This window comes from Halomonas sp. BMC6 (assembly GCF_964204995.1).
In the GTDB taxonomy this organism is placed as follows: domain Bacteria; phylum Pseudomonadota; class Gammaproteobacteria; order Pseudomonadales; family Halomonadaceae; genus Vreelandella.
Genome location: NZ_CAXNSH010000001.1, coordinates 3,308,955 through 3,322,073, shown reverse-complemented (window position 1 = coordinate 3,322,073; position 13,119 = coordinate 3,308,955). Strand labels below are relative to the sequence as shown.

Here is a 13,119-nt window from a genome sequence, read left to right as displayed (position 1 = left end):
GTTTCCATGCACGCTATTCCTTTTTCCCGCTTGTTGATCGCCGCCGCCCTGGGCAGCACGCTGGCGCTGGCCCCCTTGAGTGCGTCGGCGTTCGAGGGTGAGATCTTTTCACTCAAAAACCGCTGGGAGCATACGGTAACGCAAATGCCCGCGAACCAGCGGGAAGAGACGCTAAAGGCGCTCGCCAGTGAAGCCGAACAGCTCGCCAGCCAGCATCCTAACGAAGCCGACGTGTTGATTTGGCAGGGGATCGTGCTGGCCTCCTATGCCCGCGAACGCGGTGGGTTGGGAGCGTTGGGAACGGCCGGAGACGCCCGCGACGTGCTGGAGCGTGCCATCGAGATCGACCCCACAGGAGGCAATGGCTCGGCCTACGTGACGCTGGGGGCTCTCTACGACCGCGCGCCGGGCCGTCCATTAGGCTTTGGCAATAGCGATACTGCCGAGCGCATGTTCCAGCGCGCGTTGGAGCTTCGCCCCGACGGCATCGACGTGAACTACTATTACGCGGCGTTCTTGAAAGAGGAGGGCAACACCCAGGCGGCGCGGGAGCATGCCCAGCGTGCGGTGAACGGCAAGGCCCGTGAGAACCGTCAAGTATCCGATGAGGCGCTGCGCCGTGACGCCGAGGCGCTACTCAGCCAGTTGTAACGTACCCGTCATCTTTTCGACACTGATGACACGCGGTTAATCACCGCATTGGCATTCCCGGTGGGCAGCATTGATAATAGGACGATTGTGATCACCGGGAGTGCCGTATGGGTCCTACGCTTGGTCGTGATGATGTCGAACTCATCCAACGCGACACCCTCTATCAAGGATTCTTTCGCCTAGAAGCGCTGGAGCTGCGCCACCGCCTGTTCGAAGGTGGCTGGAGCGATGCCATGCGCCGCGAAGTCCATCACCGCTTCGATGCGGTGGGTGTGCTCCTCTACGACCCCCATCGTGATGCGCTGGTACTGATCGAGCAGTTTCGCGCCGGGGCGATCGATGACCCCACCTCCCCGTGGAAATTAGAATTCGTCGCGGGTCTCGTGGACAAAGACGAGTCGTTGGAAGACGTTGCCCGCCGCGAAGCGCTGGAAGAGGCCGGTTGCCAAGTAGGGCAACTGACCAAATTGCACACCTACTATCCCAGCCCCGGTGCTTGCAACGAGCGCGTGACGCTGTTTTGCGGTCTGGTGGATACCCAAGGGCTTGGCGGTGTGTATGGAGTCGACGATGAGCACGAAGACATTCGGGTGCATATCGTCACGTTTACGCATGCTTGGGAACTCCTAGAGAAGGGAAGACTCGACAACGCCATGTCGTTGATTGGGCTGCATTGGCTGGCGGGGCAGCGGGCATCGCTGCGCGCCGCGTCTCAACGCGCCGCCCTTTCGACGACTGACGCCAAGCGAACCCAGTAAGGAGTCATCATGGCAAGAGCCGCCTACGTTACCGATTTGAAAACCCTACAGGGCGAATGCAGCGCGAACTATCTGCGTCTACTGCGCCTAGTGGGGGACATGGAGAGCGGTCAGCGCCGTGATATCGCCCTGCGCAGCGATCACCAGCACTTTGGTGACTTGCACTTGGTGATTCTGCAGGAAGCCCCCTATACCACGCTGGTAGAGGTCTCCCAGAGCGGGCCGCTGGATGCTGTGATCGAAGGGCCGCGCATGCGCGTACACCTCTACCATGATGTGCGCATGGCAGAGGTGATCGATTTTCAGCGCGAGCGCCACTTCAGCGGCCGCTACCGCTACCCCAATGCCCGCATGCATCAACCGGATGAAAAGCTACAGCTCAACTGCTTCCTGGGCGAGTGGTTGGCCCACGGGCTGGCCCATGGTCATGCGGTGGACATGCCCGAGCTACGTTAATTCACGTCGTACACGATTCAGGTCAAGGGAGCTAGGTGAATGCGGCTTGTCCAAATTACCGATTCACACTTACATGCAGATAAACAGGCGCGCTCCCGAGCAGGGATTCCGTGGCAGCAGTTTCAACGCGTGCTAGAAGCGGTCGCCGCAGAGCGGCCCGATGTCGTCGTGTTCACCGGCGACGTCAGTCAGGATGAAACTGCTGCCTCCTATGCCCATGCACGGGAAGCGCTTTGTGCGTTGCCCTGCCCGTGGTTCTGGATACCGGGTAACCATGATCAGCTAGAGCTGATGAGTGCCGAGCAGCCGCTGCTCGACGAAGTGGATTTGGAGCAGTGGCGCTTGCTACTGCTCAATACTCAGGTCGTTGGCAAGCCCCACGGCGAATTAGGAAGCGACGCCTTGGGCGCGCTGGCGGCGCGCCTCGAACACGATGACCGTCCCACACTGATTGCCATGCACCACCCGCCGGTGGACGTGGGAGCCGCCTGGATGGATGCGATCGGACTACAGGACCGCGATGCTTTTTGGCAGCTCCTGAGCGCGTATCCGCAGGTAAAAGTGATCCTGTTTGGCCACGCGCATCAGGCCTATGCCCAACATCATCAGGCAGCAGGCACCAATATCGGCGTTTATGGTTGCCCCGCCTTGTCGGATCAATTTCTGCCAGGGGCTGGGGCATTTGCCATCGACGAAGCTTCACGCCCTGGTTACCGCATCGTCGACTTTCACGGTCAGGCGTGGGAGACCTGGGTGGAGCGCGTGATCGTGTGATGTTTTTTTAGGCGTTATAGATCTAAAAAGATAGTTATTAATTCTTTTGGGTTATTATTGACCTGGCGTTACCCTACCCACAAATGCCCGTCTTGCGATCTCTGTGCGCTGGACGGCCGTTCATGTTTGCAAAGGCTTCCTTGAAAAGCCGTCTCGATACAAGCAAGCACCGTTTTGTGAGGGAGTAGGTAATGAACCAGTTTTCTGCGCCGTCGGCGGCAACGCAAGAGGTGCCAAGCGCACCGGATGCTGCCCGGCTGACCCACCTGAAGCAGCTCGAAGCCGAGTCGATCCACATCATCCGAGAAGTGGCGGCAGAGTTCAGTAACCCGGTGATGATGTACTCCATCGGTAAAGACTCCTCGGTCATGCTGCACTTGGCGCGCAAAGCCTTCTACCCTGGCACGCCGCCATTCCCGCTGATGCACATCGATACCACCTGGAAGTTCCGCGAAATGATCGCGTTCCGCAACCGCATGGCGGAAGAGGCGGGTATGGAGCTGATCGTACACACCAACGAAGAGGGCCGGGCTGCCAACATCAACCCTTTCGATCACGGTAGCGCGAAGTACACCGATATCATGAAGACCCAGGCGCTCAAGCAGGCGCTGGATAAATACGGGTTCGATGCGGCCTTTGGCGGTGCGCGCCGCGACGAAGAGGCGTCCCGTGCCAAAGAGCGGGTGTACTCCTTCCGCGACAAGTACCACCGCTGGGACCCCAAAAACCAGCGCCCCGAGCTTTGGAACGTGTATAACGCCAAGGTCAATAAAGGCGAATCGATTCGCGTGTTCCCGCTTTCCAACTGGACCGAGCTGGATATCTGGCAGTACATCTACCTTGAGTCGATTCCCATCGTGCCGCTCTATTACTCCGCCAAACGCCCGGTGGTCGAGCGCGACGGCATGCAGATCATGGTGGACGATGACCGCCTGCCCCTGGCCCCTGGTGAGGTGCCGGAAGAGAAGTGGGTGCGTTTCAGAACGTTGGGCTGCTACCCGCTCACTGGCGCGGTGGAGTCCAAAGCCGCCACGCTGCCGGAAATCATCCAAGAGATGCTGCTGACCAAGACCAGCGAGCGCAGCGGCCGTGCCATCGACCACGATCAGGCCGGTTCCATGGAGAAGAAAAAGCGTGAGGGGTACTTCTAATGGCACACCAATCAACGTTAATTGCCGATAACATCGAGCAATACCTGCACGAGCACGAAAACAAAGACCTGCTGCGCTTCATTACCTGCGGCAGTGTCGATGACGGTAAATCGACGCTCATCGGCCGGATGCTCCACGACTCCAAGATGATCTTCGAAGATCAGTTGGCAGCCATTACCAAGGCCTCGAAAACCAGCGGCACGACCGGCGATACGGTGGATCTGGCGCTCCTGGTGGACGGCCTACAGTCCGAGCGAGAACAGGGCATCACCATCGATGTAGCCTACCGCTTCTTCTCTACCGAAAAGCGCAAGTTCATCATTGCCGATACCCCAGGGCATGAGCAGTACACCCGCAATATGGCCACCGGTGCCTCCACGGCAAGCCTAGCGATCATTCTGATCGACGCACGTTACGGCGTGCAGACCCAGACGCGCCGCCACAGCTTCATTGCCGACCTGCTGGGCATCCAGCATCTGGTCATTGCAGTGAATAAGATGGATTTGGTGGGCTTTTCGGAAGCACGCTTCAACGAGATCGTCGACGAGTACCGCGCGTTCGCTACCAACCTGCAGGCCCCGGACATCCGTTTCGTGCCGATGTCGGCGCTCAACGGCGACAACGTGGTCAACCGCAGCGAGCAAACGCCTTGGTACTTCGAGGACGGCGAGCGCTACGAGGGCAAAACGCTGATCGAGCTGCTGGAGAACGTCGAAGTCACCCGTGATCAGAACCTCACCGATTTGCGTCTGCCGGTGCAGTACGTCAATCGCCCGAACCTGGACTTCCGCGGCTACTGCGGCACGCTCTCGGCGGGGGTGCTGCGTCCCGGCCAGGCGGTCAAAGCGCTGCCTTCAGGTAAGACGTCGCGCGTGGCACGCGTGGTCACTTTCGACGGTGATTTGGACGCGGCGTACCCCGGCCAAGCGATTACCGTTACTCTGGAAGACGAGATCGACATTTCCCGCGGTGATTGGATCGTCAGCGCCGATGCCGAGATTCCGCTGTCGAACGTCTTTAGCGCCGACATCGTGTGGATGCATGAGGAGGCCCTCACGCCCGGCAAGCTCTACGATATCAAGCTGGCGACCCGCGATTTAGCGGGGCAGGTCAGCGCCATCGAGTATCAGGTCGACGTCAACACGCTGGAAAAGCACGCCACCGATTCGCTAGGGCTCAATGCCATTGCCCGCTGCGAGGTAGAGTTGACTGCCGCTATTCCCGTCGACGATTATCGCACTAGCCCAGGCACCGGTAGCTTTATCGTGATCGATCGGTTGACCAATGTGACGGTGGGAGCGGGCATGATTCGTGGCGTGGCGAATGCGCGCCAGCAGGCCGCCACTACCGATTGGGCCGCCTTCGAACGCGATCTGAACGCGCTGGTGCGCAAGCATTTCCCGCACTGGGAAGCAAAAGATATCGGGTCGCTGCTGGGACGCTAACGCCGCCCCTTATCGAACCCCTGTTGACGCCGCTCTGCGGCGTCAATTTTTAGGTAATGCTGAATCGAGACACCAAGGAGCGAGAGTCGATGTTAACCCTGTTAGACGGTGGCTTAGGACGTGAGTTGAAACGCTTAGGTGCTCCGTTTCGCCAGCCGGAGTGGTCGGCGCTTGCGCTAATGGAAGCCCCCGAGTGCGTGACCCAAGCGCACCGCGCGTTCATTCAGGCAGGCGCCGAGGTGATTACCACCAATGCCTATGCCATCGTGCCCTTTCACATTGGCGAGGCGTGCTTTGCCGAGCGCGGCTTGGCACTGGCGACGCTGGCGGGAAAGCTAGCGCGTGACAGCGTGGCGGGAGACGCGGTGACCGTCGCAGGATCGCTGCCGCCGCTGTTCGGTTCTTATCAGCCGGCGCTCTTTGATGCCCAGCGCGCCCCGGAACTGTTGGCCACGCTGATCGAGGGTCAAGCTCCCTACGTGGACGTGTGGCTGGCAGAGACGCTGAGCGCCACGGAGGAGGCCCGGGCCGTGGCCGTTGCGCTGGGTGACGATACCCGCCCACGCTGGTTCTCGTTCACCCTGCAAGACGCCGATGAAAACGGCGAACTGCCCTGCGTACTGCGCTCTGGTGAGGGGATCGACGCAGCGGTGAACGCCGTGCTGGAAGCCGGTGGGGAAGCGCTGCTGTTCAACTGCAGCCAAGCGGAGGTGATGGAAGAGGCGCTTCGCCAAGCGCACGCCGTGGTGCTGGAGAAAGGGGCCACGCTGCGTTTGGGCGTGTACGCCAATAGTTTCGTCCCCCAGAGTAACCGCATCGCCGCCAACGCCGGTGTGAGTGACATGCGCAATGACTTAGGGCCCGATGCCTATGCCGACTTCGCCCAGCGCTGGCAGGCCGCCGGCGCCACCATGATCGGCGGCTGCTGTGGTATTGGCCCTGAGCACATTGCCAAGCTGGCCGACGCGGTACGTAGCTAACGGCGTGTTGTTATTGATTGCATAGGATGAATCTCCCCATGAAGAAAGGAACGAACTTGCCCAATGCGGGGCGCATGGCTGGCGTCACCCGTCGCCAGTTTCTGCAACACTCCGCTGCACTATCGGTATCTGCCAGCGCCTTGGGCGGACTACTGTTGCCACGCTGGGCGAGCGCACAAACGGATGCTACCCCACAACGCGGTGGGCATCTCATTTTGGCGATCGATAACGCCTCTAGCAGTGATCGTTTGGACCCGGCCTACTACTTCGAGCAGTACATGTACCATGTGGGGCGTCAGCTATTTAATACCCTGACCGAACTCCACGATGATGGCACGTTGGCGCCAGGGTTGGCCGAATCGTGGGAGACGACCGATGCGACGCAGTGGGTCTTTACCCTGCGACAAGGCGTGACCTTCCATAACGGCAAAACCCTCACCGCCGACGATGTGGTGTACTCGCTCAACCATCACCGTGCTGACGATTCGCCTTCGGCCGTGAAGGGTTACATGGAGCAGATCACCGAGCTGACCGCCCGTGGCCAACATCAAGTGGTCATGACGTTGTCGGCACCCAACATGGACTTGCCGTATTTGCTGGGAGAGGTGAACTTTGCCATCACTCCTGCCGGTGCGAATTTCGATGACGGGATTGGCACCGGGCCGTTCGTGCTGGAGAGCTTTGAGCCGGGAGTACGTACCCTGGTCAAGCGCAACGAGAACTACTGGAAGTCGGATCGTGCCTTCGTCGACAGCGTCGAAACCCGCGCCTTCAACGATGCCACCGCACGGGTGGCGGCACTGATGAGCGGCTCGGTTCACTTCGTCAATCGGGTGACACCCACTATCGTCAGCCGTTTGGAGAGCACGTCATCGCTCGCCATCAACCGTAACGTGGGCAGTTTCCAGGTAACGTTCCCCGGCTTGGCCGACCGCGCGCCTTTCAATAACAAAGACGTCCGTTTGGCCATGAAGTACGCCCTCGACCGAGAGCAACTATTGAATCTGCTGGTGCAAGGCTATGGTCAGGTGGGCAACGACTCACCGCTATTTCCCAGCAATCCTTACTTCACCACCGATCTCCCCAGCCATGCCTTCGATCCGGACAAAGCGCTCCATCACTGGCGTCAATCCGGCATGGATAGGCCCATTCGGCTAAGCACCGCAGACGGTGCGACCTTTGAAGGCGCGGTCTCGGCGGCGGAGCTGTATCAGCAGTCGGCCCAGCGTGCCGGAATACCGCTGGAGGTCAATCGCGTCCCCGCCGATGGCTACTGGTCGGAAGTGTGGCGTCAACACGAGTTTTGCGCCTCTGGCTGGTCGAGCCGCCCAACGGCGGATGCCTACCTTTCCATGGTCAATTTATCGAATGCGCCGTGGAACGAAGCGCGCTGGGCCAACGAGCAGCTCGATCAGTTGATCATTGCGGCACGTGGTGAGCAGGACGAGACCAAGCGGCGTCAGATGTACCACGATATCCAGGTGCTGTATCAGCAGGAGGGCAGCACCGTGGCACCGCTCTATATGGATTCGATCTCTGCCAATCGTGCTGACGTACGCGGCTATATCGACGTGCCGGGTGAGGTAGCGACTCGCTCGGTCGAGAAGATGTGGATCGCCAGTTGAGCTAAGGGTGACCCGAGCCGAGCGCCAGCCCGTCAAATGTGGGCTGGCGCTTTGGCGATCGGCTTACTCAGCGTTAGGGAAAAACAGCTGTTGGCCGCCTACCTCGAAGTCAGCAATCGCCTGCTGGCCTTCCTCAGAGACGAGCCACTGGTGCCACTGGGCGGCTAAATCGTGCTTCAAGTGCGGATGACGCTCTTCCGAGAGCAGCAGGCTGCCGTACTGGTTAAACAGCGCTTCGTCACCTTCGAACAGCAGCGTGAGGTTTTGCGGATTATCGAACGCGACCCAGGTGGCGCGGTCGGTAAAGGTGTAGGCGTCCATACCCGCAGCGGTGTTTAGGGTCGGGCCCATGCCACTGCCCAGCTCGCGGTACCACTCGCCTTGAGGCGTCACGCCCGCATCTTCCCACAAACGCAGTTCGGCGCGGTTCGTGCCGCTGTCATCGCCTCGTGAGGCAAACGGTGATCCGCTCTCGGCGATACGCGCAAAGGCGTCGGCGACGGTCTCGCTGTCGCTAATGCCTGCCGGGTCGTCACTGGGGCCTACGATCACGAAGTCGTTATACATGACGTCCAAACGCTCCGTGGCGTAACCGTCCGCCACGAACTGCTCCTCGCCTGCCGTATCGTGTACCAGCAGGCTGTCAGCATCACCACGGCGGCCGATCTCAAATGCTTGCCCGGTGCCGACGGCTACCACGCGCACGTCGATGCCGGTGGCCTCGGTGAACGTGGGGATAATGGCATCGAACATCCCTGAGTTCTCGGTGGACGTCGTGGAGGCGAGTGTAATGAAGTCGTCATCCGCGAGTAGGGAAGCACTCCAGGCCAAGGCGGTCGTGCATACGCTGGCGGTGATAAGCGTGGTCGTTGTCTTCACGGTCTGCTCCTTTGGGTATTGTTCAACGCTGAGTGGGGGTCACCAAACCAGTTCGCCCCGGATAAACGCCCTGGCCTGCGAGGAGGCCGGGGTGTCGAAAAATCGCTCGGCGCTGGTGTGCTCCAGCACCTGACCGCCGTACATAAACAGCACGTCGTCGGCGAGCCGCTTCGCCTGATGCAGGTCGTGGGTCGTCATGACGATACGCGTGCCGCTCTGGTGAAACTCGTTCACTGCATCTTCCACCGCCTTAATGGCGGCGGGATCAAGGGCGGAGGTGGGTTCATCCAAAAACAGCACGGAAGGGGTTAACAGCCAAGCGCGGGCCAGGGTGAGCCGCTGCTGCTCGCCGCCAGACAGCACCCGCGCGGGGCGCTTGGCCAGAGCTGCTAAGCCGAACTTCTCCAGTGCCTGCCAGGCGAGCGCTGTGCGCTCCCGGCGAGGTACGCGTTTGACGGCCAGGGCGTAGATCAGATTATCGATGACCGAGCGACGCAGCAGCACCGGCCGCTGAAACACCATGGCCTGAACAGGAGGTGCGCCTTCCCAGCTAACGTGGCCGCTGCTAGGGCGGAGTAGACCGTGAGCCAAACGCATGAACAGACTTTTACCCGCCCCGTTAGGCCCCATGATCAACGTGCGCTGACAGCCAGACAGCGTGAGGGTGGTGGGCACCAACAAGGCGTGACCACGATGGGTAAAGCTCGCCTGCTGAAAGTGCAGGGCTGGCACATTGGCCATTGAGGTGAAAGAGGAGGTGAGCGGTGCATTCATCCTAACCGCCTCTTGGCCGCTTCACTGACCGCATGGGCCAGCGCATTGATGAGGGTGACCAGCGTCAGCAGTACGATGCCCAACCCGAGCGCCAGGGGAAGGTCCCCCTTGCTGGTCTCCAGCACGATGCTGGTGGTCATCACCCGAGTCACGCCGTCGATATTGCCGCCGACGATCATCACCGCGCCCACTTCGGCGCTGGCCCGGCCAAAGCCCGCTAGAATCACCGTCAGCAGGCCAAAGCGCGCATCCCACAGTAGGGTGGGCATCATGCGTCGCTGGGTCAGCCCCAGCGAACGTAGCTGCTCGGCGTACTCATGGTGCAGGGCTTCCACCTGCTGGCGCGTCAGCGCGGCGATAATGGGAAATACCAGGATGACTTGAGCAATCACCATGGCGCTGGGCGTGAACAGCAGCCCAAACGAGCCTAATGGTCCTGCCCGGGAGAGCAGCAAATAGACACATAGCCCAGCCACGACCGGCGGTAGCCCCATCAGTGCATTGAGTACGACGATCAGTCCGTTACGTCCAGGGAAACGCCATAGGGCGAGCGCCGCTCCCACCGGCAACGCCAAGGCGCTGGCGATCAGCACGGCGACCAGCGACACCTGCAAAGAGAGCACCACGATGTCGATCAAATCGGAGTCCATGCCCAGAATCAGCGCGAGCGCCGTATAAAAAGGGTTATCACTTGCTGACATAAGTACCTGATGTAGAAGCGTCGGGTCGCGCACACGCCAGTGCGGTGGCCACGGGAGAATCGTGAGAGCTCAGCGTTTTCGTTAGGCTGCATAGTGTACGTTTACTTGATGTTATGCATTGGTTACTGAAATATATGCAGCCATACGCAGCTAAATGCAGGGTGAGCGATGCCAAACGACTATTTGACCACCGCTGAGGTGGCGGACTATCTGCGTTTGAAAGAGCGCAAGGTGTACGACCTGGTGCGTCAGGGCCATATCCCCTGCAGCCGTGCGACGGGAAAGCTGCTGTTTCCTCGACAGCATATTGATATGTGGGTGCTTAGCCACTTGGAAGGCGACCAGGCGCAGCGGCAGCCGCCTCCGCCGGTATTGGCGGGCAGCCAAGACCCGCTGCTGGAGTGGGCGGTGCGCGAGAGCGGGAGTGACTTGGCCTCGCTGTGTCAGGGCAGTGGCGACGGCGTACGCCGCTTGCTGGAAGGCAGGGCGATGCTAGCGGGGATCCATCTGCTCGACGCGGCTTCCGGGCGCTATAACGAACCTGCTGCGTTGGGCCTGGGTGGAGTGCGCGATCTGATCGTGCTGCACTGGGCCACGCGCCGCCAGGGGCTGCTCTTGGCGCCGGGGAATCCATTGGACATTCGGTCGGTGGGCGACATTGCCAAGCGCAAAGCCATGCTTGCCCACCGCCAGCCAGGCGCAGGGGCCGCGCAGCTCTTGAACTGCATGCTACAGCAGGCGGGCGTTGTGCCCGAAGCGCTGAGATGGGCGGCACATCCTGCGCTCAGCGAAGACGATTTGGCACTGGCCATTGTCCAGGGTGACGCCGATGTCGGGCTTGGCATGCAGGCTGCTGCCCAGCGCCAGCAGTTGGAATTCCTTCCGCTGGTGGAAGAGTCCTTCGATATGGTCATGCATCGACGCAGCTATTTCGAGCCCGCCGTTCAGGCGCTTTTTGCCTTTGCGCGCACGCCCCGTTTTGCCCAGCGAGCCAGCACCCTTAGCGGTTACGATGTGGGCCAGCTAGGGCGTGTGTTGTACAACGCTTAAGCGCGTAGCGACTAGTCTGATTCGGTCTCTACGCTTGACGATTGTATAAGATGCGCCACACTGGAGAGGCGTTGTAGACGTAACCTCATCACGAAAAGATCATCACGAAAAGGAGAGCACGATGAATCAAGCACTCAACGGTAAGCGTGTTGCTATTTTAGCCACCGACGGTTTTGAAGAGTCCGAGCTGAGCGTACCTCGCGCGGCGCTCCAAAAAGAGGGAGTCGAAGTGCATATCGTGTCGCCGGAAGGCAAGGGCATTCGCGCTTGGGCAGAAACCGACTGGGGCGATACCTACGAGGCCGACAAGGCACTGGCAGACGTTAGCGAGTCCGACTACCACGCCCTGGTACTCCCCGGCGGCCTGTTCAACCCTGACGAACTACGCTTGAACGAAGACGCCCTGAGCTTTGTAAAAGCGTTCTTCCAGGCGGGCAAGCCCGTCGCCGCCATTTGCCACGCGCCGTGGATTTTGATTAACGCTGGCGTGGTCGAAGGGCGCAAGATGACCTCCGTGCCAAGTGTCGCCCAAGACCTGCGAAATGCCGGTGTGAACTGGGTGGATGAGCTGGTAGTGGTCGATAGCGGCCTCGTTACCAGCCGCACCCCCAAAGACTTGGACGCCTTTAACTCCAAACTGCTGGAAGAGCTGCAGGAAGGGCGCCACTCAGGCCAGCACGCTTAATGGCGTGGTACCACCAGTGGGCAAGCTTTGCCAAAAGGCTTGCCCACGTTGTTGCAAAACCGATGAAGCGGGACAGTGGCCGCAGCGGGATGATGGTGCACCCCTACCGCGGTTACGGTTCCCAGCGGGAAATCTTTGTGATGGGCCGGGTGTTCCGCCAAGCGGCACTCGGCCGTGCCATTCCTAGACGCGGTATGCTGCGCGATACCGCCGACGTCGCGCGGCGAGTGTTCCGGCGTGGCCTCGCCAATGCCAAAGTCGATATTCGGGTGGGGGGCAATGAGCTCTGTTTAACCACCGACCGAGACGGCTACTTTGATGCCCACCTGCCGATTAGTACGCCTTTGCCGGTCGATGTTTCCTGGCATCGTGCCGATATCCTGGTACACGCCCAGGGGCATCCGCCCATCCGCACGAATGTCGAGGTGTACGTCCCGCCTCCCGAAGCGGATCTGCTGGTGATCAGCGATATCGACGATACGGTGATGTTCACCGGCGTGGCGGAAAAGCTTAAGATGCTCTATCGACTGTTCGTCCGCAAGCCACACCGGCGGACGGCCTTCCCTGGCGTCGCGTCGCTCTATCAAGCGCTTTACCGTGGACAGACCGAAAAGGGCGAACGACCGATTCTCTACGTTTCCCGTGGCCCCTGGGCCATTTATGAAATGTTGGAAGCCTTTTTCCAAATGAACCGGATCCCGATTGGGCCGATTCTGTTTTTGCGGGAGTGGGGCATCTCATGGCGTAAGCCGTGGCCGCGCCGGGCAGAAGCGCACAAGCGTGAGCTCATCGACCGTATGCTGGCGCTGTATGACGACATGCCCTGCATTTTGATTGGCGATAGCGGTCAGCATGATCCCGAGGTCTACACGGAGGTCGTCAAAGCCTACCCGGATCGGATCAAAGCAATCTACATTCGTCGTGTGGATAGCGACCCACAGCGGGAAGCCGCCATCCAGCGCTTGCGCGATGAATTGGCTCACACCGAGTGTGAGCTGGTCTTGGCGGCAGACAGCATTTTGATTGCCGAGCATGCTCACGCCCAAGGGGATATTTCAGCGCGCGGCTTGCAGTCTGTACAGCGCGACGTTGAAGCCCATCGTCACGAGCCCGCCTAAGCTGTGTTCCCCTGCCATTCGTGGTAAAACTAAGCGTTGATGTCTCTCTTACTTGGCGGGTTCCTGTGTCGT

General features: G+C 60.1%; 14 protein-coding genes. 11 read left to right on the top strand and 3 right to left on the bottom strand.

The annotated features are described in order from the left end of the window. Positions 1–6 precede the first annotated feature (6 nt). From AB6K10_RS16220 to AB6K10_RS16185, 8 genes are all read left to right on the top strand, one after another. Positions 7–651, top strand: a complete 645-nt coding sequence (locus AB6K10_RS16220) for a TRAP transporter TatT component family protein (RefSeq protein WP_339119303.1) — start codon at positions 7–9, stop codon at positions 649–651. Between the two features lie 107 nt (positions 652–758). After that, on the top strand, positions 759–1,409 hold the full coding sequence (locus AB6K10_RS16215; protein ID WP_339119302.1) for an NUDIX domain-containing protein: 651 nt from the start codon (positions 759–761) through the stop codon (positions 1,407–1,409). A 9-nt stretch (positions 1,410–1,418) separates the two neighbouring features. Beyond that, a complete protein-coding gene (locus AB6K10_RS16210) occupies positions 1,419–1,865 on the top strand; it encodes a DUF1249 domain-containing protein (RefSeq protein ID WP_159342630.1) in 447 nt (148 codons plus the stop codon). Positions 1,866–1,904: 39 nt separating this feature from the next. Continuing rightward, positions 1,905–2,639, top strand: a complete 735-nt coding sequence (locus AB6K10_RS16205) for a phosphodiesterase (RefSeq protein WP_339119301.1) — start codon at positions 1,905–1,907, stop codon at positions 2,637–2,639. Between the two features lie 191 nt (positions 2,640–2,830). Beyond that, positions 2,831–3,790, top strand: coding sequence for a sulfate adenylyltransferase subunit CysD (cysD, locus tag AB6K10_RS16200; RefSeq protein ID WP_159342628.1), 960 nt, complete (start codon positions 2,831–2,833; stop codon positions 3,788–3,790). Next, positions 3,790–5,235: a sulfate adenylyltransferase subunit CysN gene (cysN, locus tag AB6K10_RS16195; RefSeq protein ID WP_285263444.1), complete on the top strand. Its 1,446-nt coding sequence runs from the start codon at positions 3,790–3,792 to the stop codon at positions 5,233–5,235. The genes cysD and cysN overlap by 1 nt, the downstream gene beginning before the upstream one ends. Before the next feature lie 89 nt (positions 5,236–5,324). Next, positions 5,325–6,215, top strand: a complete 891-nt coding sequence (locus AB6K10_RS16190) for a homocysteine S-methyltransferase family protein (RefSeq protein WP_339119300.1) — start codon at positions 5,325–5,327, stop codon at positions 6,213–6,215. A gap of 38 nt (positions 6,216–6,253) precedes the next feature. Next, complete coding sequence (locus tag AB6K10_RS16185; protein WP_339119299.1) at positions 6,254–7,840, top strand: ABC transporter substrate-binding protein; 1,587 nt, start codon at positions 6,254–6,256, stop codon at positions 7,838–7,840. 63 nt (positions 7,841–7,903) lie between these two features. Here AB6K10_RS16185 and AB6K10_RS16180 read toward each other — a convergent pair whose 3' ends face one another. Genes AB6K10_RS16180 through AB6K10_RS16170 form a run of 3 tightly spaced genes read right to left on the bottom strand, consistent with a single transcriptional unit; the run spans position 7,904 to position 10,194 of the window. Further along, a complete protein-coding gene (locus tag AB6K10_RS16180; RefSeq protein ID WP_339119298.1) occupies positions 7,904–8,719 on the bottom strand; it encodes a substrate-binding domain-containing protein in 816 nt (271 codons plus the stop codon). A 39-nt stretch (positions 8,720–8,758) separates the two neighbouring features. Further along, positions 8,759–9,493, bottom strand: coding sequence for an ATP-binding cassette domain-containing protein (locus AB6K10_RS16175; protein WP_339119297.1), 735 nt, complete (start codon positions 9,491–9,493; stop codon positions 8,759–8,761). After that, positions 9,490–10,194 (bottom strand): ABC transporter permease, encoded by a 705-nt coding sequence (locus tag AB6K10_RS16170; RefSeq protein ID WP_253015878.1) that lies wholly within the window; start codon positions 10,192–10,194, stop codon positions 9,490–9,492. The genes AB6K10_RS16175 and AB6K10_RS16170 overlap by 4 nt, the downstream gene beginning before the upstream one ends. Positions 10,195–10,362: 168 nt before the next feature. Here AB6K10_RS16170 and AB6K10_RS16165 point away from each other — a divergent pair, with 168 nt between their 5' ends. The 3 genes from AB6K10_RS16165 to AB6K10_RS16155 all read left to right on the top strand — a co-directional run bounded on the left by AB6K10_RS16165 (position 10,363) and on the right by AB6K10_RS16155 (position 13,047). After that, a complete protein-coding gene (locus tag AB6K10_RS16165; RefSeq protein ID WP_339119296.1) occupies positions 10,363–11,244 on the top strand; it encodes a helix-turn-helix transcriptional regulator in 882 nt (293 codons plus the stop codon). Between the two features lie 121 nt (positions 11,245–11,365). Beyond that, complete coding sequence (locus tag AB6K10_RS16160; RefSeq protein WP_339119295.1) at positions 11,366–11,929, top strand: type 1 glutamine amidotransferase domain-containing protein; 564 nt, start codon at positions 11,366–11,368, stop codon at positions 11,927–11,929. After that, the gene (locus tag AB6K10_RS16155) at positions 11,929–13,047 is read left to right on the top strand and encodes a phosphatase domain-containing protein (protein ID WP_339119294.1); all 1,119 of its coding nucleotides are present in this window, start codon (positions 11,929–11,931) and stop codon (positions 13,045–13,047) included. Before AB6K10_RS16160 ends, AB6K10_RS16155 begins: the two co-directional genes overlap by 1 nt. The last annotated feature ends 72 nt before the right edge of the window (positions 13,048–13,119 follow it).